At 61.8% G+C, this 21,268-nt stretch carries 17 protein-coding genes and 1 tRNA gene; 4 read left to right on the top strand and 14 right to left on the bottom strand.

Features of this window, described 5'->3' with window-relative positions; translation table 11 throughout:
• Nucleotides 1–36 precede the first annotated feature (36 nt).
• Together hfq and hflX are read left to right on the top strand one after the other, a co-directional pair.
• On the top strand, nt 37–531 hold the full coding sequence (gene hfq / locus I6A82_RS09860; RefSeq protein ID WP_198094731.1) for an RNA chaperone Hfq: 495 nt from the start codon (nt 37–39) through the stop codon (nt 529–531).
• Nucleotides 528–1,856, top strand: coding sequence for a GTPase HflX (gene hflX, locus I6A82_RS09865; protein ID WP_198094732.1), 1,329 nt, complete (start codon nt 528–530; stop codon nt 1,854–1,856). The genes hfq and hflX overlap by 4 nt, the downstream gene beginning before the upstream one ends.
• On the opposite strand, the gene mazG is transcribed toward hflX, so the two are convergent.
• From mazG to I6A82_RS09915, 10 genes are read right to left on the bottom strand one after another with little or no spacing between them, the layout of a single operon-like run.
• Nucleotides 1,835–2,611 carry a nucleoside triphosphate pyrophosphohydrolase gene (gene mazG, locus I6A82_RS09870; RefSeq protein ID WP_198094733.1) on the bottom strand — a complete coding sequence of 259 codons (777 nt, stop codon included), beginning with the start codon at nt 2,609–2,611 and terminating at the stop codon, nt 1,835–1,837. The two genes, hflX and mazG, sit on opposite strands and share 22 nt — an antisense overlap.
• 20 nt (nt 2,612–2,631) lie before the next feature.
• Nucleotides 2,632–2,811, bottom strand: coding sequence for a hypothetical protein (locus I6A82_RS09875; RefSeq protein ID WP_187336142.1), 180 nt, complete (start codon nt 2,809–2,811; stop codon nt 2,632–2,634).
• On the bottom strand, nt 2,808–3,572 hold the full coding sequence (locus tag I6A82_RS09880) for an MBL fold metallo-hydrolase (RefSeq protein ID WP_198094734.1): 765 nt from the start codon (nt 3,570–3,572) through the stop codon (nt 2,808–2,810). Before I6A82_RS09880 ends, I6A82_RS09875 begins: the two co-directional genes overlap by 4 nt.
• On the bottom strand, nt 3,569–4,345 hold the full coding sequence (locus tag I6A82_RS09885; protein WP_198094735.1) for a TatD family hydrolase: 777 nt from the start codon (nt 4,343–4,345) through the stop codon (nt 3,569–3,571). The genes I6A82_RS09880 and I6A82_RS09885 overlap by 4 nt, the downstream gene beginning before the upstream one ends.
• Entirely contained in the window at nt 4,332–5,900 is a 1,569-nt protein-coding gene (gene metG, locus I6A82_RS09890) for a methionine--tRNA ligase (RefSeq protein ID WP_198094736.1), read from the bottom strand. The genes I6A82_RS09885 and metG overlap by 14 nt, the downstream gene beginning before the upstream one ends.
• Complete coding sequence (locus tag I6A82_RS09895; RefSeq protein WP_198094737.1) at nt 5,897–6,898, bottom strand: DNA polymerase III subunit delta'; 1,002 nt, start codon at nt 6,896–6,898, stop codon at nt 5,897–5,899. Before I6A82_RS09895 ends, metG begins: the two co-directional genes overlap by 4 nt.
• 4 nt (nt 6,899–6,902) lie before the next feature.
• Entirely contained in the window at nt 6,903–7,529 is a 627-nt protein-coding gene (gene tmk / locus I6A82_RS09900; protein WP_198094738.1) for a dTMP kinase, read from the bottom strand.
• Entirely contained in the window at nt 7,529–8,665 is a 1,137-nt protein-coding gene (locus I6A82_RS09905; protein WP_198094739.1) for a D-alanyl-D-alanine carboxypeptidase family protein, read from the bottom strand. The genes tmk and I6A82_RS09905 overlap by 1 nt, the downstream gene beginning before the upstream one ends.
• 41 nt (nt 8,666–8,706) lie before the next feature.
• On the bottom strand, nt 8,707–9,513 hold the full coding sequence (locus tag I6A82_RS09910; RefSeq protein WP_232343393.1) for a septal ring lytic transglycosylase RlpA family protein: 807 nt from the start codon (nt 9,511–9,513) through the stop codon (nt 8,707–8,709).
• Entirely contained in the window at nt 9,491–10,528 is a 1,038-nt protein-coding gene (locus I6A82_RS09915; protein ID WP_198094740.1) for a lytic murein transglycosylase, read from the bottom strand. Before I6A82_RS09915 ends, I6A82_RS09910 begins: the two co-directional genes overlap by 23 nt.
• Nucleotides 10,529–10,705: 177 nt before the next feature.
• Here I6A82_RS09915 and I6A82_RS09920 point away from each other — a divergent pair.
• Nucleotides 10,706–10,793: transfer RNA gene (locus tag I6A82_RS09920), tRNA-Ser, on the top strand.
• A gap of 163 nt (nt 10,794–10,956) precedes the next feature.
• On the opposite strand, the gene I6A82_RS09925 is transcribed toward I6A82_RS09920, so the two are convergent.
• The 4 genes from I6A82_RS09925 to I6A82_RS09940 all read right to left on the bottom strand — a co-directional run bounded on the left by I6A82_RS09925 (nt 10,957) and on the right by I6A82_RS09940 (nt 18,053).
• Complete coding sequence (locus I6A82_RS09925) at nt 10,957–12,177, bottom strand: MFS transporter (RefSeq protein ID WP_198094741.1); 1,221 nt, start codon at nt 12,175–12,177, stop codon at nt 10,957–10,959.
• A 181-nt stretch (nt 12,178–12,358) separates the two neighbouring features.
• Nucleotides 12,359–13,771: an efflux transporter outer membrane subunit gene (locus tag I6A82_RS09930; protein WP_198094742.1), complete on the bottom strand. Its 1,413-nt coding sequence runs from the start codon at nt 13,769–13,771 to the stop codon at nt 12,359–12,361.
• Nucleotides 13,768–16,911 carry an efflux RND transporter permease subunit gene (locus tag I6A82_RS09935; RefSeq protein ID WP_198094743.1) on the bottom strand — a complete coding sequence of 1,048 codons (3,144 nt, stop codon included), beginning with the start codon at nt 16,909–16,911 and terminating at the stop codon, nt 13,768–13,770. The genes I6A82_RS09930 and I6A82_RS09935 overlap by 4 nt, the downstream gene beginning before the upstream one ends.
• Nucleotides 16,911–18,053 (bottom strand): efflux RND transporter periplasmic adaptor subunit, encoded by a 1,143-nt coding sequence (locus tag I6A82_RS09940; protein WP_232343395.1) that lies wholly within the window; start codon nt 18,051–18,053, stop codon nt 16,911–16,913. Before I6A82_RS09940 ends, I6A82_RS09935 begins: the two co-directional genes overlap by 1 nt.
• 512 nt (nt 18,054–18,565) lie before the next feature.
• Here I6A82_RS09940 and I6A82_RS09945 point away from each other — a divergent pair.
• Entirely contained in the window at nt 18,566–21,259 is a 2,694-nt protein-coding gene (locus I6A82_RS09945) for a TonB-dependent receptor (protein WP_198094744.1), read from the top strand.
• Nucleotides 21,260–21,268: the final 9 nt, after the last annotated feature.

The following is a 21,268-nucleotide window of genomic DNA, read 5'->3' on the forward strand; positions in this document are numbered from 1 at the left end:
GGGACGAACGCCCGCCAAATTCGGGGGAACAATCGAATGGCAGATGGAAATAACGGACTTCAGGACCTGTTCCTGAACAATCTGCGCAAGACCAAGACGCCGGTAACGATGTTTTTGGTCAAAGGCGTAAAACTGCAGGGTATCATTACCTGGTTCGACAATTTTTCCGTGCTTCTGCGCCGCGATGGCCAGGCCCAGCTTGTCTACAAGCATGCGATTAGCACCGTAATGGCCAGTGAGCCTGTCGAGATGGACCAGTTCGACGACCTGATGGCGTCCGCGAACAACCGCAAGGGCGTGTTGCAGGAGGTGTTCCTCCATGCCGTGCGCGATACCGAGGAGCCGGTGACGATGTTCCTGGTGAACGGTGTAATGCTGCAGGGGACGATCCGCGCATATGACCTGTTCTCGCTGCTGCTGGAGCGGGAAAATATGTGCCAGCTCGTTTACAAACACGCCGTGTCGACCGTTCAGCCGCTGCAGCCGATCAACCTTGCCGAATATAACCGCGAAGACGAGGAGGACGATTGAGTACCGGTTTTACGCTTGGCCGCGAGGATGAATTTTCCCGCGGTGCCCGTACCGTGCTGGTCCTCCCGCAGATCCACCGAGAGTCCGGTTTCGACGCCGACGCGCGGCTTGAGGAGGGCAGGGGACTGGCCCTCGCAATCGGGCTGAATGTCGTGGATTCGCGCACCTATCGCGTGCGCGCACCGCGCGCAGCCACCCTACTGGGCGGCGGGCAGGTTGAGGAAATCGCGGCGGCGATCGAGGAGAACGATGCTGAACTGCTGATCGTTGACGCGCAGCTAAGCGCAATCCAGCAGCGCAACCTGGAGGACAAGACCGGCACCAAGGTGATCGACCGCACCGGGCTCATCCTCGAAATTTTTGGTGAGCGCGCAGCAACCGCCGAAGGTCGTCTGCAGGTTGAGCTTGCCCATCTTGATTATCAGGCCGGTCGTCTCGTCCGCAGCTGGACGCACCTTGAACGCCAGCGCGGCGGCTTCGGCTTTCTAGGCGGTCCGGGTGAAACCCAGATCGAAGCCGACCGTCGCCTGATCCGTGATCGCATGGCCAAACTGCGCCGGGAACTGGAGGATGTGCGCCGCACGCGCTCGCTGCACCGCGACCGGCGTCAGCGCGCTCCCTGGCCGGTCGTGGCGTTGGTCGGCTATACCAATGCCGGAAAGTCGACGCTTTTCAACCGCCTGACCGGAAGTGACGTCATGGCGGAAGATCTGTTGTTCGCCACGCTTGATCCCACCATGCGTGAGATCAGCCTGCCCGGTCTGGATAAAGCAATATTGTCAGATACCGTCGGCTTCGTTTCCGATTTGCCGACCGAACTCATTGCTGCCTTCCGGGCGACGTTGGAGGAAGTGACGGCAGCGGATCTGATCGTCCATGTGCGCGATATTGCGCATGAGGAAAGCGATGCGCAGCGGGCCAATGTTTTGGCCATCCTTCGCGACCTGGGCGTGAACGGGGAAGGGGAGGAAGATCCGATTCCGATCCTTGAGGTCTGGAACAAGATCGACCTTATCGGATCTGAGCAGCGAGCCGATCTGGCAGAAGCGGCGGCGAGCCTGTACGACGTGGCTACGATCTCGGCCGTTACCGGTGAGGGCGTCGAGGCTATGCGCGAGCTGGTCGCAGGCAAGTTGACTGCGGACGACCGGGAAGCAGTCGTGCGTTTACCGGCGGGTGAGGGACGTCTGCTCGCCTGGCTGCATGAGAATGGACGGGTGCTGGGTCAATCGCAGGATGGCGAGATGACAGAATTGAACGTTCGCATGTCGGAGCGCAATTGGGGGCGTTTCCGGCGTCTTGATCAGTCCGTTGAAGATGCCTGAGCACGCTTGGCGGCAGCCCACAGTTCTTCGAGGCTTTCGAGGGTTAAGCTTCCAAGGGGTTGATCCGAAGACTTTTCCATCTGGCGGAAGCGCCGTTCGAATTTCGCCGTCGCACCGCGAAGCGCGGTTTCCGGATCGACGGCACGATGCCGCGCGTAGTTGACCACGGCGAAGAGGAGATCACCGACCTCGTCCTCCACATCCGCGGCGCTCGTCGCCGCTTCGGCCTCGTCCAGTTCCTCAATAATCTTGGCTTTCGCGCCACTTGCGTCGGGCCAGTCAAAGCCCACGCGGGCCGCGCGCTTCTGGATCTTCTGCGCTCGCAGCAGCGCAGGTAGTGCCAGCGCAACACCGTCCAGCACGCCAACATCGCCGCGTTCGGCCGCCTTGATCTCTTCCCAGCGCTGTTCGATAGCGTGAGTTTCATTGGGCGAACTTTGATCGAAGATATGGGGATGGCGGCGGACCATCTTGTCGCAGATCGCTTCGATCACATCCTCAATGGCGAAAGCACCAGCTTCCTCGGCCATCCGCGCGTGGAAGACCACTTGGAGTAGCAGATCGCCAAGCTCATCCTTCAGTTCGGGCATGGAGCCACGCGCGATCGCGTCGGCAACTTCATAGGCCTCTTCAATGGTATAGGGCGCGATGCTGGCGAAGGTCTGGGCCAAGTCCCATTCGCATCCACCTTGCGGGTCGCGCAGACGCGCCATGATGGTTACGAGGTCGTTAAGGCTGTTCCGAGTTTCGGCCATTCTAAGTGCGATAATACATATTATGTTAAATCTGTGATCAAGTTTATGATGAGATAGGCTGCAACGAATATGGCCACCCAGATCAGTCCGATGCGCACAGCGCCTTTCAGCGGTACGCGCCGTGCCATGAGCGAGCTAATGCAAAGCACCAGAATGCCGATCGCCCAGATCAGGTTCACGCCCAGGCCGCCGCCGATCACCAGACGAATTCCAGTCCGTCATAGGCCGGTTCCACATGCTCCGGCAGCTCAGCTTTTAGTGTGACATAGTCCATCGACTGGTCGAGATGGGTCAGCGCCGCCTGCTTGACGCCCAAATCGTCGATCCACCGCAGAACCTGCGCAAGATGCGGATGCGTCGGATGCGGACGGCGCCGCACCGAGTCCACCACCCACAGATCGACGCCTTTGAACAGTTTGCGAGCTTCATCGGTTAACTCGTTGAAGTCCGTCGCATAAGCCATGGCCACATCGCCGATGTCGAAACGCATTGCCGCAGAGCTGATGGGACCGTGCGGCAGATCGACCACGCGCACCCGAACACCTGCGATCATGCTGTCGTCGGGTAAAAGATCGACGCTGGCATAAGCGGGATATTCGTTGAAGCCCTGGAAGGCATACGGAAAACGGTCGGTCAGGATCGCCTGAGTGCGTTCGCGCGCATAGCCCTGTACCGTGCCCCGATTGTTGAAATAAACGCCGCGCAGCTCATCGATCCCATGGCAATGATCGGCATGCTCATGCGTCCAGATCACCGCGTCGAGCGTGGCTACATTCGCATCCAGCAGTTGCTCACGGCAGTCCGGCCCTGTGTCGACGATGATGTTCTTTCCGTCATGCTCGATCAGGATCGAGGCACGCCGGCGCCGGTTACGCGGATCACCGGGGTCGCAATCGCCCCAATCATTGCCGATCCGCGGAACACCCGAACTGGTCCCGCTGCCCAGAACCCGCAGCTTCACCGGACCGCCTTTGAAAAGAGCGTGTAGAAATTCTCCGTCGTGCTTTCGCCGAGCTGTTCGATCGAGACGCTGCGAAGCTCTGCAACATAGGCGGCCGTATCAGCAACGAATGCTGGTTCGCAGGGTTTTCCGCGATGCGGAACGGGCGCCAGAAACGGGCTGTCGGTTTCGACAAGTAGCCTGTCATCGGGAACTTTGGCTGCTACGTCTTTCAACTCCTTGGCATTCTTGAACGTCACGATACCGGAAATCGAAATGTAGAGGCCGAGGTTCAGCACCTTCTCCGCGAAATCGGCGCTGGCGGTGAAGCAGTGTATCAGGGCCGGAAAAGCCCCCTTCCCCATCTCCTCCTGCAGGATTTGAAAGGTATCGACCTCGGCCTCGCGGGTGTGGATGATCAGCGGCAGTCCGGTTTCGCGGCTCGCTGCTACATGCGCGCGGAAGCCGCGCCGCTGCTGATCGCGGTCGCTATGATCATAATAATAATCGAGACCGCTTTCGCCGATGCCGATCACGCGGGCGCGCTCAGCGGCTGCTACCAGCTTGGCGGTGTCCACTTCTGGATGGGCATCCGCCTCGTGCGGATGAATGCCGATCGAGGCCCAGACGTCAGACTCGCGTTCGGCGGTCGCCACCACATCGTCCCATTCGCTTTCGCGGGTCGATATATTGAGCATGGCGGAAACGCCGCGCGCACGGGCGGCGGCGAGCACTTCCTGCTGCCGATCGACCAGCCCGTCATAATTCAGATGGCAGTGGCTATCGACCAGCATCGGTCGCCTCCAATTCCAATCGCGGAAAAATGCCCTCGGGTTTGCCAAGCGGCGCGCCGGCGGCGCGTGCCTGGTACCAATTTTGATCAGCGATATCGCGCCAGTTGCGGGCTTCGATACCCATTTGATCGAGCAGCTTCTCCGCCGCGTCCGGAACGATCGGAGCAATCGCTATCGCAAGCGTGCGGATGCACATGAAAAGCTGGCTCAAAACCGCCGCCATCCGTTCGGGATCGGTTTTCTTGAGCGTCCAGGGCGCTTGCTCATCGACATATTGATTGCACGCGAACACCGCCCGCATCCACGCCTCGAGACCGTGCGAGAACGCAAAGCGCTCGAATGCTTCCGGCAGCTCCTCACCGCATGCATTCTGGACGAGCGCCTGAAGCTCAAGATCAGCTTCTGCCGGTTCCCATCCAGTAGCTAGTTTGCCATCCAGGTTCTTGTGGATCATCGACAATGTCCGCTGTGCGAGATTGCCGAAGCTGTTTGCGAGGTCAGCATTCGCGCGGGTCACGATGGCCTCATCTGAAATGCTGCCGTCCTGACCGAAACTGACGTCACGCATCAGGAAATAACGGATGGCGTCCGATCCGAAGCGGTCTGCCAACGCGATGGGATCGGTGACATTGCCGAGCGATTTGGATTCCTTCTGCCCGCGATTGAGGATGAACCCATGAGCGTGCACCTGATGCGGCAATTCGATCCCCGCGCTCAGCAGGAACGCCGGCCAGTAAACCGCATGAAAGCGTACGATGTCCTTGCCGATCAGGTGGACATTCGCGGGCCAGAATTTTTCGACCAGTCCATCCTTGTCGTCAGGAAAGCCAAGGCCGCTCAGATAATTGGTGAGCGCATCGATCCAGACATACATCACATGATCCGGATCATCCGGCACCGGCACGCCCCAATCGAAACTGGTGCGCGAGATAGATAAGTCGTTAAGGCCACCTTCGACAAAGCGGATGACCTCGTTGCGGCGGCTATCAGGCTGGATGAACTCCGGATGGTCGGCATAGAGCGCCAGCAGACGCTCCTGATAGGCTGAAAGACGGAAGAACCAGCTTTCTTCGACCGTCCATTCCACCGGCGTTCCCTGCGGGGAGAGCTTTGCGCCCCCTTCCCCGTCCAGCAGTTCGCCCTCCGCATAATAAGCTTCGTCGCGAACCGAATACCATCCTTCGTAGCGGTCCCGATAGAGATCGCCGCTCGCTTCCATCCGCTTCCAGATTTCCTGCGCGGCGATGTGGTTGGCGTCCTCGCTCGTGCTGATAAACCGATCACAGCTGATCCGGTAACGCTCACACAGCTCAGTGAAGTGCGGTGTCATCTGTGCCGCGAATTCGGACGGCTCGAGGCCCTTTTCGCGCGCGGTCTTCACCATCTTCAGGCCATGGACGTCGACGCCGGTCTGGAAACGGACCTCGCGTCCCTGGGAGCGGCGGAAACGGGCGATGACGTCGGCCGCAATCCCTTCATAGGCGTGGCCGATATGCGGCTTGCCATTGGGATAATTGATCGCGGTGGTGACGTAGAATGGGCTGGTGTCGGTCATTGCCGTGCATCCCTATGGGCAGAGAGGCCTGCCAGCAACCGCGCCATGCGAAAAACCACACTCTGCTTGTCCAGCGTAAGCGGGACGGCGCGTGCGGCAAGGTCGCTGGCTTCACGCCAGGCATCGATTACAGGGGCCACTTGGGCAGGGGGGGTCTCGCGCGCGATGGCTGCGAAATAAGCAGGCGCCTGCTCCAGAAAGGCGAGATATCGCTCATTCGCGGCTTTCAGCGAAAGCTTTTGCGCAAGTCCGGATCCCAGGCTGCCGCTGCGATCGCCCTCGCGGTAAATCTGCGCCAGCTGCCGGTCGAGCGCACCGAGATCGAGCCCATGCATGGCGATCGCGCGGCCCGGCGATCCTTCCGCGGCGAGGATCAACGCTGCACGGTCCTGGTCCGGCAGATCGGGCAGTGCGGAACGCAGGAAAGCATCCATCTGTTCATCGCTCAAGGGGTCGAAACGCTGAACCCGGCAGCGCGAACGAATGGTCGGAAGCAGTCGCTGCGGTGCATGTGAAACTAGGAAAAACACAGTGTTTTCCGGCGGTTCTTCCAGGTTTTTCAGAAGCGCGTTAGCACCGCTGCGCTCCAGATCATCAGCGGCATCCACTATGATGACACGCCGCGGCGCGATCGACGTCTTACCGCCGAGCAATGGCTGCAGCGATCGCACCTGATCGACGCTGATATTGCGCTTGAGATCCGCCTCATCGCTGACATCTTCCGGATCGACCCCGTCCTTCTTGGGTAGGCGCTGCAAAATCTTCAGGTCGGGATGTGATCCGGCGCGGATCAACGCAGCTGCCTGCCCTTCTTCCGAAGCGGAGAAACCTTCGAGTCCATCACTATCGCTCAGAAGCAACCGCGCGGCGCGTAGCGCGAAACTGGCCTTGCCCATGCCCTTCGGCCCGCTCAGAAGCCAGGCGTGGTGAAGCCGTCCTTCGGCCAAACCGGCGAGAACCGCCGCTTCCGCGCGATCATGTCCGATGAAGTTTGTCATCGCGTCACGAGATATAGTCGCCGAGCGCCGAAACCAGAGCGCGAGTGACGTCTTCGGGTGTCCCGCTTGCTTCAATCCGACGAAAGCGATCCGGTTCGGCCGCAGCGTAGCGGCGGAACGCGCCGGCGACATCGGCATGGAACTGCTCGTCCCGCCCGCCGATGCGATCGCCTGCCCCGCCGTCGCGACGATGGGCGCGTCGTCCTGCCTCGCCCTCGGGCAGTTCCAGCAACAACACGCGATCGGGCAATAATCCGCCGCTCCCGATGCGGTGCAATGTCATCAAGTCATCGTCCGGCAGTCCGCTGGCCGACTGATAGGCGCGCGAGCTGTCGACATAACGGTCGCTCAAAACCCATTGGCCCTGTTCGATTGCCGGGCGGATCAGCTTGGCGACATGATCGGCACGCGCCGCGGCAAATAGCAATGCCTCGCTCTCCGGCGTCCAGCGATCTGCCGCTCCTTCCAGCAGTAAATCGCGGATCGCCTCGGCCCCCACCGTTCCGCCTGGCTCGCGGGTGGTAACCACATCGATGCCGCGGCGCGAAAGCTCGGCGGCCAGCGCCTTCACCTGCGTGGACTTGCCGGTCCCCTCGCCCCCCTCCAGTGCGATGAAACGGCCCCGTTCCATCAGGCGAAAAGCGACAGGAAGCCGTTCCAGATGCGGGAAAAAATGCCGGCCTCTCCCACATCCTCGCCAGCCACCAGCGGCATTTGCTGGGTCGATCCGTCCGCCGTGGTCACGATCAGGTCCGCCACCTTGGCCCCTTTCGCGATCGGCGCGGTGAGCGGCCCCTCATAGCGCACCGCAACTTTGTAATCGCCGCCCTGCGTCGCCGGCAGCGTCACGGCTAGATCGCGCGGTGCAACGAGCGGAACGCTGCGAGAGCCGCCCTGCTGCACCTTCGCTTCAATGACTTCCGTACCCTTTTTATAGAGGGGCTTGGTCGTCCATGCACCGAAGCCCCAGTTCATGAAGGCAACGGATTCCTTGATACGGTTGTTATAGGTGTCGAGCCCGGCGACGACCTCCACCAAGCGGCGGCCATTCTGTTCGGCCGATCCGGTAAATCCATAGCCGGCCTCTTCAGTGTGGCCGGTCTTGAGCCCGTCGGCACCTTGCACCTTGCCGATCAGCGGATTGCGGTTTGGCTGCTTGATGCCCTGCCAAGTGAAATTATGCTGCCCGTAATATTCTTCGTAAAGCTTCGGATGCTCTTCGATCGTCGCCTTGGCGAGCGTGGCCAGGTCTTTCGCGGTCACATAGGTAACGCCTTCGTCAGGCCAGCCGTTCGTATTGCCGAAATGGCTGTTGCTCATGCCGATCTTGCGGGCCTTCTCGTTCATCATGCCGACGAACGCCTGCTCCGAGCCGGCAAGCCCCTTGGCCAGGACCACGGTGGCGTCATTGCCCGAAAGCGTCACGATGCCGTGCAGCAGATTGCGCACGGAAACCTGCTCGTTGACGCCAAGAAACATGGACGATCCACGATTATTCCATTCGCGCCAGGAATCCTCGCCGACCAGAATTTTCTTGTCGGCGTTCACCTTGCCGCCGTCGATCAGATCGAAAGCGACCAGCACCGTCATCATCTTGGCCATCGAGGCCGGGGGCATGCGCTTGTCCGCTGCGCGCGAATAGAGAACCGCGCCGGAACTCAGATCGACCATATAGGCGATCGGAGCTGTGCTGTCATAACTCGGTGCCTGGGCGGAGGCGGGAACGGCAAGCGTAAGGGCGGCGGCGAGACTGAGGAAATGGCGCATGAAATTCCGTCGATAGATGGAGTGAGGACAAACAGGTTCGATCAGCGATTCAGGATCATCGCGTCCGAATAGCCCGCCCGGCGCGCCGCTTCCACCCCTACGCGTGCGGCTTCGCCAGAAGAATAGGGGCCGAGCAGCACCTGCCAGTGACCTGAGCCGCTTGGCCGAATGCTGGCGCCAAGGCGCGAAGCGAGCCGCGACGCATTGGCCTTCTCCGAGAAACTGGCGACTTGGACATAGAGAACAGAGGATTGCGGTGCGACCTGTTGCCATGACGTCACGCCGCCGCCTTGGTTCAATCTGGTACGCAACCCAGCGAGTTCACGCGGCGATGCGCTGGGCCTGTTAACGCGCTTGCCTTGGCGCAGGCGTTGCCGCTCGCTCTCGCGCGGTTCGACGCGTCGGACACGGACCGGCGCAATCCCTGCTGCCTTGACGCCAAGTTCTTCCGCCGCACCTTCCGAAAGATCGATAATGCGCCCGGCCACAAATGGCCCGCGGTCGTTAATGCGCAGAAGGATGGTGCGTCCGGTCTCCAGGGCAGTCACCTCGACATAGCTTGGTAGCGGCAGCGTGCGGTGCGCGCCGGTGATCGCGGACTTGCGAAAAGGCTCGCCCCGCGCCGTCGCTCTCCCCTCATGCGCGCCGCCGTACCAACTGGCATAGCCTACCGCGTCATAAGCCGGATCATCGGCAGGAACGTAGGTCGCGCCGCGCACAGTATAGGGAGCGCCAATCTTGACCGGACTGTCGGAAACTTCCCTAAGCTGCGGACCGCCGGAACAGGACGCCAGTTCGGCTGACATCAGCCCGAGGATGATCAGCTTAGCGCTGGATTTGATCCGCAAGAAGGCCAACCCCCATCGCGTAGAAATTTGAGCAATTATAATCCAGGATCGCGCGGTAATTACCCGTAAGCAGATAGGCCGTGTTGCCGGGGCCGTCGGGCTCCAGCAGCGTGGCGAGGATCCTGCCCTTGTCCTGCGGCCAGAAACCGGCCTGCGGGCGGAAGCCGAGCTGTTCCCATTCGGCTAACGTCATCCAACGGCTATGCCGTTCGAACACGCGCGGGCAGCGCGTAGGCACGGTGCGATTGCGGTAAGCGCTGCGATCGAAACCGGAGGGCGCGTCTACCGCAACGCCCCAGGGCCGGTCCGCCCGCCATCCCGCGGCAACCAGATAATTGGCGATCGACGCCATCGCGTCCGCCTCGCTATCCCAGATGTCGGCAAAGCCATTGCGGTCCTCGTCTACCGCAAGGCGCAAATAGACAGACGGCAGGAATTGCGGCTTGCCCATGGCGCCCGCCCAGCTGCCGGTCAATTTCGTGCGCGGAACGCCCCGATCGACCATCTTGAGCGCTGCTATCGCCTCCCCCTCGAACAAGGCACGGCGGCGTCCTTCATAGGCCAGCGTCGCCAGCGCGCTAATCGTATCGAAATTGCCGGTATAGCTGCCAAAATTGCTCTCCTTGCCGTAGATGGCGAGAATGATGCCAGGCGGCACACCCAGTTCGCGCTCGATCTGATCGAGCTGGGGACGCAATTCACGATATTTGTCGCGGCCCGGCCCGGCCTTGCCGATAATAGCGCGCTGCTCATCCGATCCGGTGAACATCGGGATCGCACCGCTCCCCCCGCCCCCGCTCGCCTTCTGGTCGATCCGGATCGCGGTTTCGCTGAACGTAAGCGTGGGCAGAACGCGGTCGAGCGTAGCGGCGCTCACGCCTTCTGCCAGCGCAGCGGCGCGCAGCTGCGTCAAATAGGCCTGAAAGCCCGCGGCATCCTGCGCGAACGCCGGTTGGGAGCTAGCCAGCATCAGCGATGCAAGACCTGTGACGATTGCCAGAACAATACGCGGCATGAAGAACTCCCTTGGGCCACAAATCTATGGTGCAGTGTCGTTGTCGCACGGATGAACCGCGCGCGAAACCGCAAATGGTCGCCGCTTCGCCACGCTTCAGCGCAAGGCTAGGCAGCGGCGTGGCACCACGCTAAGGGAACCCGCGACCGGACGGCTCGAACAGGCCTGTCCAGCACAGGAAGGGTGGCAGAGTGGTCGATTGCAGCGGTCTTGAAAACCGCCGATGCGCAAGCATCCGTGGGTTCGAATCCCACCCCTTCCGCCATCGCTCTCATTACGCGGGTACGCGCTCTGGCTTAAAACCGATGAGCGAGGTACAAGCCGGGTGCCTGGAACTAGCCCAGCGTTGTGCGGACCTGATCGTTCTCACCCGCCGCTGAGCGCTTACCGAGAGCATCGGTCTGCGCGCGTGTGCTGCGAAACGAAGTTCAGTCCTCTTCCGGTTCCGGCACCGCCATCATGGGCGTGGTGCGGGTGAGCGGTTGGAAGGTCTGCCGGTTCGCCACGCGGGCGGCACGGCCGACAATTACGCGCCACGATCCGAAAATCGCGCCGAGCATCGCGAAGAGCGCAACGGTTGCGAACAGGCCCTGTATGCCGATCAGTTGCATGCCAGCCGAACCGATCAGCGGCCCCGCCACCGCGCCCGCCGAATAAGCGAGAACCAGGCCGCTGCTTGCGCCCACGCGCTGCTCTTCGGTCAGATAGTCGTTCGCATGGGCAACGCACAGTGGATAGAGCGCGAAGGCAAAGCCGCCGAACAGCGCGCCCAGTAGGAACAGGCGCGCGTCCGGCTGCGCGAACAACACCAGAGCGGCACTCACGGCGAGTACCATCAGGAGGCAGCCCACGATGACCGAGCGACGGTCGATACGATCTGACAGCAGGCCGAGCGGCCATTGGAGCGCAACCCCGCCGCCGATCACGCAGGAGGTGAACAGAGCCACCCCGGCAAGTCCCATGCCCAGCCGCTGAATGTAAATGGCGCCGAGCGCATAGAAAGCGCCCAGGATCGCACCAGTAACCAGTACGCCCACCACGCCTAGGGGCGAGGCGGAGTAGAGCCGCCTTACCGAAAAGGGCTCGACATATTCGATTCTCGGTTGATCGATTTTGGTAAGAACCACCGGAACGACCGAAAGCGAGAGCAGAATGGCCGCGATGACGAAGGGCATACTGGGCCGTTCGGACCCAAGGGTCAAAAGGAACTGGCCGATCGCCTGACCGCCGTACAGCGCGATCATGTAGGCGGCGAGGATGGCGCTTCGCGTCTTGGCGGTCGCCTGCCGGTTGAGCCAGCTTTCCAGGCAGACGAATACGCCCGCCATCATGAACCCGTCGACAAAGCGCAGAATACCCCAGAAGGGTGCGCTCATCTGAATGGAATAGGAAAGTCCGCTTGCCGAAAAAATGGAAACGAAGGCGGCGAAGGAACGGATATGGCCCACCCGGGCGATGATGGCCGGAACGCGTACCGATCCAACGGTGAGACCGGCGAAATAGGCCGCGGCGACCAGACCGATCGTAATAGCTTTCGATCCTGCCGTTTCCAGTCGGATTGCGATCAGGGTCGAGAGGAAACCGCTGCCTGCCATGATGACGAAGATCGCCAAAAGCAGCGTACGGACCGAGACGAGCGGGGCGAACATGGCGCGGGCCTTAGTCAGATCGTCTGCTTCAGGATAGTGGGTAAGAACACCGCCCGGCGCATTTGAACCTCAGCGCATCGAATGCATGCTGCGCTTAGGGCGAAGATCCGAAGTATCGGCCTTCATCCGATCTCCTTTAAGGCGAGCGGAGCCATCAGAATACGCCTGCGCGGCGCGTTTATCATTGCATCGGCACTTCTGCAGCGTTGGGTAATCCCTCGTCTCGCGGCACATCCGTCGGGGCGCCGACGGCGCTGTACATGCGCACGATTGCGCTCGCCAGTTGGGCCTGTGCATCGACATAGTCCTGGCGGCTGGAAATCAGCTGACGTTGCACATCCAATACTTCGAACAGGCTAGTCAGCCCCTCCCGGTACAGCGCGTTCGACTGATTGTACGCCACCTCGCTCTGATCGATGGCGTCGGCCAGCGCATCGAGCCGATCCTTGTAGCTCTGAATGGCCACCAGCGACGTTTCCACTTCGGCGAGGATCTGCAGCAGCGTCTGACGGTAATCGTACAGGCTGGCCTCTGCTAGCGCCTCGGCGGACCGCACCTCGGCGCGGCGGCGGCCACCGTCGAAGATCGGAATGTCCAGGGCGGCGGTGAGCGTGCCCAGAACGGACGACAGGATATCGAGCGGACCCAGCGCATCGAGCCCGATCTGCCCCGGAATGACGAGGCTTGGATAGAGATCCGCACGTTCGATGCCAATGGCCGCAGCGGCGGCGGCAAGTTCAGTTTCGGCGACAAGCAGATCAGGGCGGCGGCGCGCCAGATCGGCGGGCACTCCGCGCGGAGGACCGCCTGCAAATTGCGGGATTCCGCCGCCATCGTCCGGTAGTAGTGAAGGATCGGACGCCGGTTGCCCGACCAGCACCGAAAGACTGTTGAGCGCATCGGCACGGGACAGCTCGATCAGCCCGCGCTGTGCCTGGGTTCGTGCAAGATCGGCAGCGGCCCGGCGCACGTCAAGATTGGCCGACAGGCCCGCCTCGTAGCGCAGCGTCACAATATTGAGCGTGCGCTCCTGCAGATCGCTCGACTGGGCGAGCAGGTCCAGCCGCTCCTCACTGCGCTTCAATTCGATATAGGCAAGCGCCACCGACGCAGCGACCAGACGGCGCGCATCGGCGATCTGATAGGCCGCGCCGCGGGTAAGAGAGAGCTGCCGCTCGATCTCGGCAGACAGACGCCCGTTGATGTCCGGATTGAAGGAACCGAGCAGGCCCGCGGTGGCGCGCAGATCGCTGCCGCCATCGCCCAGCCCTGCATCGATACCGGCTTCACCGAAGCCGTCCACCTGCGGGCGCCGATCCGATCGTTCGGCATCGAGCAGCGCGAGGGCGGATCGCAGCCTTTCGCGGCTGCCGGCAATGCCGAGATTTTGCGCGAGTGCACGCTCGACCAATCGGTTCAACTCGGGATCGTTAAATCCCTTCCACCATAACTTCCCCTCCCCGGCCGGAGGACGATAGGCGGCGGCAAAATCGTCTGGTAGCGACATTGCCGGCGCGGACAGCACGGGCCGATCCGGAGCGGCGCAAGCGCTAAGACCCGCAGCCATGGCGAACGATAGAAGGAAGGGCTTCATGCCGCAGCGCCACCTTCCTGCATCATGCCGCGATCTTTGGCCTCTTCCAGTTCCTCGCGTAGGCGCGAGAGGTCTTGCGAACGCGGCTCGCTGAAGCGCGCGACGAGCAGGTAGATGGCCGGCGTCAGGAACAGGGTGAACAGCCCGGCAAGGCCGAGGCCGCCAAAGATCACCCAGCCAATGGACTGGCGCGCCTCTGCGCCCGCGCCGCTGGCGATGATTAGCGGCACCGCGCCCAATACGGTGGAGATCAGCGTCATCATGATCGGGCGCAGGCGGATGGCTGCGGCTTCCTGGGTTGCCTGCCGCAGCGAGCGTCCTTCGAGGCGCAGTTGGTCCGCGAACTCCACGATCAGGATGCCATTCTTGGCCATCAGCCCGATCAGCATGACCAGCCCAATCTGCGAATAGATGTTGAGCGAAATGCCCGATAGGAAAAGTGCGAAGATTGCCGCCGCCAGCGCGAAGGGTACGGTTAGGAGCACCACGAGCGCGCTCGTCAGGCTTTCAAATTGCGCCACCAGGACGAGGAACACGATCAGGAAGGCGAAAACATAGGTCAGTAGCAGATCGTTCGACGTCTCTTCCAGCGTCTGCGCCTCTCCCTGCAGCACCAGGTCGATGTCGCTAGCTACCGTTTCGCCAGCCAATCGCTCGATCTCCTTCACTGCATCGGCGAGCGGTACGGACGGATCGACATTCGCCTCCACCTCGATCGCGCGGCGTTGCTCGGTACGGTCGAGCTCGGCGGCGATGCCTTCCTCGCGGATGCGCGTAACGGCGGACAGCGGGACGAGGCCGCCCGAGCGGGTGCGCACCGAAAGGTTGGACAGATCGGAGGGATTGGTGATCGAAACGCTCTCGGCGCTGAGCATGATCGGGATCGCCTGATCGTCGACATTCAGATCGACCACCTCGTTTCCGCCCACCATCGCGCGCAGCGTCAACGCCAGTTCGTTGAGATCGACGCCAAGATCGGCGGCGCGCTCGCGGTCGATCTGGATCGCGAGCTGTGGCTGCGTCGGTTGATAGCTGATATCGCTTTGCGACAGGATGTCGGAACGGGTGTCGATCGCCTCGGAAAGCTTCAATGCCGACTCGTAGATGTGGTCGTAATCACTGCCTGTCAGCGCCACCTCGATCCGGTCCCCGCCGCCGCCGCCGACGTTGAGCGATCCCTGCCCGCGCGCGCTGGCCCGCGAGCCCGGAATACGCTTCAGCGGGTCGCGCAGCGAGTCTACGATCTCGCTCTGGCTGCGATCGCGCTTGTCCCAGTCGGCCAGCGTGGCATCCACGCGGATACGGTTGGGATCGTAGCGCCCGACGATCGAGAAGCTGGAGACGATCTCGCCGGAATCTATGAGCGGCTGCAACACCTGCTCGACCGCGTCCATTTCGCCCTGCATGAAATCGATGCCCACGCCGTCCGGCCCGCTGGCATCGACGATCACGCTGCCACGGTCTTCGTCGGGCACCAGTTCGTTATCGAGCGTGGTGTAGAGCAGCGCCGCCGCCCCCGCCGCCAGCACGGCGATGCCGACGGCTGCCTTGGGATGATCGAGGCAGCGTTCAAGGATGCGCTCATAATAGCCGTTCAGCTTTTCTCCAAAGCTGCCGATGGCGCGCGCGACCCGGCCTTCTTCGGTGATCTCTCCATCCTCGTCGCGGGGCACGAGATACAACCGTGCGGCGAGCGCAGGCACCAGCGATAGCGCGACGAACGAGCTGATGATGACCGACAGCGCGAGGACGAAGCCGAATTCGCGGAACAACCGCCCCGCCTCGGACGGCAGGAAACTGATCGGGACGAACACCGAAACCAGCACCGCCGTTGTCGCGACCACGGCGAAGAACACCTGCCGGGTCCCGATCACCGCCGCCGCTTTCCGGCCGAGCCCCTTGCCCTGAAGGCGCTGCGCGTTTTCCAGCACCACAATCGCGTCGTCAACGATCAGACCGGTTGCGAGGACCAGCGCCAGCAGTGTCAGCAGGTTGATCGAGAAACCGAGCAACCAGATCCCCGCCAGCACGCCGATCAGCGCGACCGGTATGGTGGCGCTCGGGATAATGGTGGCGCGCCATTGTCGGAAGAACAGGAGGATCGTCAGGATCACGATGGCGACAGTGAAGCCGAGGGTGATGAGCACCTCCTTCACCGAGACGCGCACGAATTCCGCGTCGTCGGAGATGACCGAGATGCTGAGGTCGTCGAAGCGTTTGTTCAATCGGTCGACGGACGCGCGGATGGCATCGGATATCTCGATCGTGTTGCTGCTTGCCTGCCGCACGACGCCCAGCCCGATGATCTGCTCTCCGTTCAGCCGCACGAAATTGGTGGCATCGGCAGGTGCGAAGTAGACCTCCGCGACATCGCCGATGCGCGCATTGCGGTTGATCGCCACGTCCTTGATCAGTGCAGGCGTCGCCGCATTGGCCTCGGCCCGGACCACCAGTTCCTGCGCATCTGATCGGAAGCTGCCGACCGGAACGTCGAACGGGGCGTTCTGCAAGGCTTCGGACACATCGCCGACGGTTAGGCCGAAGCGTCCCAGCCGCACGGGGTCCACCGCCACGCGCATCTGCCGCTGGCGCGAGCCGAACTGGTCGATACTGGCCACCCCCTCGGCGGTCAGCAATTCGGGGATCACATCGTTATCGATGATCTCGGTAAGTTCGGCTTCCCCATGAACGCGGCTGGACACGGCGAGCCGCATGATCGGCCACGCGTCATTGTCCGCCTTTACGATCCTGAGCTGCTCCACGCGCTCTGGCAGATCGCGCTGCACCCGGTTCACCGCTTCGCGCACATCACTGGCCGCGGTATCGAGATCGGTCCCCGGGCTGAACTCCACCCGAATGCGGCTATTGTTCTCCTCGCTGGAGGAACTGATCTCGCGCACGCCGGTGACACGCGCCGCCGCGTCTTCCAGGATCGAGGTGACCTCGCTGTCCATGGTTTCGGGCGCCGCTCCGGGGAAGGTCGCGGTGACCGAAACCACCGGCCGGTCTATATCGGGCAGTTCGCGCACTTCGATCCCAAACAGGGCAGCAAGGCCCGCAATCACGATGAGCAGATTGAGGACGAAGATGAACAGCGGCCGCTTGACCGCGAGCATCGGAAGATCGGACTTTTCTTGCATCAAGGCCCCGCGCGCCCGCGTCCGGAACGGGCAGCGGCCCCTTCTTTATTCGCGCGGACCGTGGGAGCCGATTGCGTCTCCACGATTTCCACTTTGCTGCCGTCGCGGACCTTTTGCGCGCCCTTTGCGATAATGGTCGCGCCGCGCGGCAGCTGCGCATCCACCAGCGCCAATCCTTCGCGGCGCGCCACGATCGTGAGCGGCAAACGCCGCGCGGTGCCATCGACCACCCGGAACAGATGCGCACCGTCACTGCCCCAGATAATCGCTTCTTCGGGGACCGCGGGCAGTTCGCGTCCGGCCAGATCAAGATTGATCCGGAAGCTCATGCCCGGGCGCAGCGCGTCGCCCGTATTGGGAACGCGGGCGCGCACGGTAAACGTCCGCTCCTCGCTGGAGATCGTGGTATTGCGGTCGCGCACTTCCGCCTCGAAAGTGCGCTGCGGCATCGAATAGGGCGTGATGCTGATCGCCCGGCCCGGTGTCATCGCATTATAGACGCTCTCGGGCGCCTGGAAGTCGACGAACAGAACCGATCGCCGATCGAGTTGCGCGATCAGCGTGGACGTGGTGATTCGGTCGCCCACATCGACTTCGGTAAAACCGATATTGCCGGAAAAAGGCGCACGGACGGTGCGATTGGCCAAGGCGAGCCGTGCCTGCCGCAACTGGATTTGCGCGCTGACGAGCGCGGTCTCACCCTGCTCGATCTGGCTTTCCGAGAGCGCCCCGGTATCTTCGATCCGCCGATAACGACCAAGCAACTGCTCAGCCTCCCGCACCGCATTTTTGGCCAGTTCCACCGCAAGCGTTTCTTCGCGGGAATCAAGCCGGATGAGCGGATCTCCGGACCGCACGTAATCGCCGCCCTGGAAGAGAACCGCGGTCACTCGCCCGTCAGTTTCGGGATAGATTTCGGCCGAATCCTGCGCCCGGGCGGTCCCGATCGCTTCAACCTCACGCTGTTCCGGACGATAGATCACAGGCTGCGCGGTCACGGTGACGGCCTCCTCGGCAGGCGGTTCGCCCACGTCGTCCGGAGCACAGGCAGTCAACGCTAGCGCAATCGGAAGCGCGGCGATGCGAAGGAACAGTAATGGCGGCATGAGGACCGACGGTAGCGTATCGCTGGGCAGAGGCAACCATACTGATATTTTAGGAATGATATGCGACAGAGGTCACACCAAAGAGTGGGGCGGGGCTTCTTTCGATAGATCAATGACAGCAGAATAAGGGATAATGCAACTGGTTCGGCGAGCGGGATTGATAGGCCAGATTGCTAAAACTTTGTAGCGCGAACTCAGATCGCACAGACCATGACGTACTGCGCGCAATAGCAGAACGTTCTTATTCCCAAGACTGCATCAATCGCGAAACTCAAAACCGGTGCTCTTCTTTGAAGAGTGTCTGCGATCTTTCGATCGGTAACGATCGGACACCACCGCTCGCTCCGTCCGCGAATTTGTTCCCGCCAGTCGCCTGTTGCTCTGAAGCAACAGTCTTAGGCTGTGTGTCATCATTTGCCCTGCTTGTGTGGCCATGGCGCTAAGCCCTTGTTATCTGAGCTGTGTCTTGGGCGAACCATGTTTCGCCATATTCCGACATCTGAACCGGCGTCCTCTGGCGATGCCGACTCTGAAACAAGGGACCTAAAATGAACCGCATCTCGAACGGCGCCTCCGGCGTCGCGATTGCTATCGCCTTATCCACGCCTGCGGCCGCGCAGCAGACCAGTGAGCAGCCGGCAACGCGGCAGCCCCCTGCCGCTCAAAGTGCTGCGGCGCAGAAGGCTAAGCCGAAAGGCGGTGCGCCGGTGATCATCGTAACCGCGCAGCGGCGCAACGAGAACCTGCAGGACGTGCCGATCGCCGTCGACGCCATTGGCGAGCAGGAGCTCGAGCAGCTCAATATCAACACCTTCGACGATTATCTGCAGCAGCTGCCGTCGGTCACTGCAGGCGGTCAGGGCCCTGGCCTCAGCACGATCTATATTCGTGGGCTCGCTTCGACGACGCCCAACCTCACCACCGCGGGCGTTGCGGGACTTGCTCCGAATGTTTCGCTTTATCTCGATGAGCAGCCGCTGGCACAGCCGGGCCGCAACCTCGACGTTTACGCTGCCGATCTGCAGCGGATCGAGGTGCTGAAAGGGCCGCAGGGCACGCTGTTCGGTGCCAGTTCCCAATCGGGCGTAGTCCGTCTGATCACCAACAAGCCCGACCTGTCGGGTTTCGATGCCAGCTTCACCGTCGGCACGTCCTTCACCAAGGGCGGCGAGGAAAGCTACAAGGCCGAGGCCATGATTAACCTGCCCGTGACGGACCGTTTGGCGGTGCGCGGGGTCGTCTATCTGGACGATCAGGGCGGTTATATCGACAATATCGCGGGCACGCGCAGCCTGCGTGACAGCGCGCGTTTCCGCGAAGCCGGCACCGTGCGCCGCAACGGCGTACCCGTGGCACCGAACCGCGCCGGCATTCAGGCGGGCGCCGATCTTTCCAACGTGACGTTTCGTCAGGCCGACAATTCCGGGCTGGTCGAGGACAATTTTAACGACGCCCAATATTCGGGATTTCGCGCCTCCGCGCTCTACGAAATCTCGCCGGACTGGAGCGTTACGCTTACGCACACCCGCCAGAGCCTGGAAACAGACGGCGTTTTCTTCGCCGATCCCGAGCTCGATCTCGACAATCTGGAGATCCAGCGTTTCGAGGACGATCGGCTGGAGGATAACTTCTCCAACACCGCCTGGAGTGTCGAAGGGCGCCTCGGCATGCTCGATATCGTGTATAACGGAGCCTATACGGACCGCGAGGTCGATCAGCGGGTCGATTACACCGACTATCTCTTCGCCGGGCAGTATCTGCCTTATTATATCTGCGACGGCTCGGTGAGCTATCCCGGTGCGGGCAACGATCCGAGCGGCACCTGTCAGGAGCCCAATCTCTACGTTACCTCCCAGGGCGGAACCACCGTCTTCACGCAGGAGCTGCGCTTCAGCACGCCCGAACAGAACCGTTTCCGCGTCACCGGCGGCGGCTTCTATTCGAACCTGATCCTGAAGGAGCGGAACGACTATAATTATCCGGGCAATATCGAGGCGGCCCCGTTTGGCGGCTTTGCCCCCAATTTCCCTTTCCCGGGGGCCTATCAGAGCGATCCGGGTCCGCTGCCGGCCAGCGCCATCTTCCGAAACGACGTGCGCCGTTCCGATCGGCAGATCGGCATTTTCGGCGAGGCGAGCTACGATCTCGTCCCCGATCTGCTGACTGCCACGTTCGGCGCGCGCTATTACAATGTGGAAGTGGATTTCGAGGGCACGGCCAACAGCGCCTTCTGCAACGCCGGTGCGGCCGAGGATCAGAACGCTTTTGGCACCAATCTGTCCGATCTCTACGACGGCGATGGCCAGTACACCTTCATCGGTTCGTGCAACGCCGCGCTGCGCCAGACTTTCAGTCAGGGCGACACTGTTCAGGATATCATGGCCGCCGGTCTTTCGCAGGCGCAGGCCACGCAGGTGTTCAACGCGCTGAGCGCACCGGACAAGGCGAAGTCCGAAGGCGTGATCTTCAAGGGCACGCTGACGTTCACGCCGACCGATGACCTGCTGTTCTATGCCACCTATTCGGAGGGCTTCCGTCCGGGCCTGCTCAACCGCCCCGGCGGCGCGCAAGGGCCAGACGGCTTCACGGTGCCGTTCGAGCTGGAGACCGATTCGGTCAACAATTACGAACTGGGCTGGAAGACGCAGCTGTTCGATCGACAGCTGCGGCTGAACGGCAGTGCCTTTTACGTGGACATCAGCAATCTGCAGACCACCATCTTCGATCCCAGCATCACCAATCTGTTCTTCTCGGACAATGCGGCGAATGCGGAGATCTGGGGGCTGGAAGCGGAGTTCACCTACGCGCCCTATACCGTGCCGGGCCTCACGATTTCCGGCGCTTTGTCCGTGCTGGATAGCGAGATCACCGAGGTGCTGACGCCTACGGACGACGTGCAGCTGGGCAGCGATCTGGCCTATGCACCCAACTTCCAGGGCAATTTGCGTGCGCGCTATGCCTGGGACGTCAGCCCGACGCTGAGCGCCTATGTCATGCCGCAGATGACGCATTCGGGTTCGAAGTTCACGGACATCATCGCCATCAACCGGCTGAAGCTGGACGGATACACCACCTTCGGCCTGTCCGCAGGTGTCGAGACCGGCCAGTGGAATGTCGAGGTCTATGGCGAGAATCTGAGCGACGAACGGGCGCAGATTTCGGGCGACTTTTATTATGATCGTCCGCGCATCGTGACCAACCGGCCGCTCACCGTGGGTATCCGGGTCGGCTTCGATTACTGATCCGAAGGC

Origin of the sequence: Novosphingopyxis sp. YJ-S2-01 (genome assembly GCF_016093175.1) — a bacterium.
Taxonomy (GTDB): Bacteria; Pseudomonadota; Alphaproteobacteria; order Sphingomonadales; family Sphingomonadaceae; genus Novosphingopyxis; species Novosphingopyxis iocasae.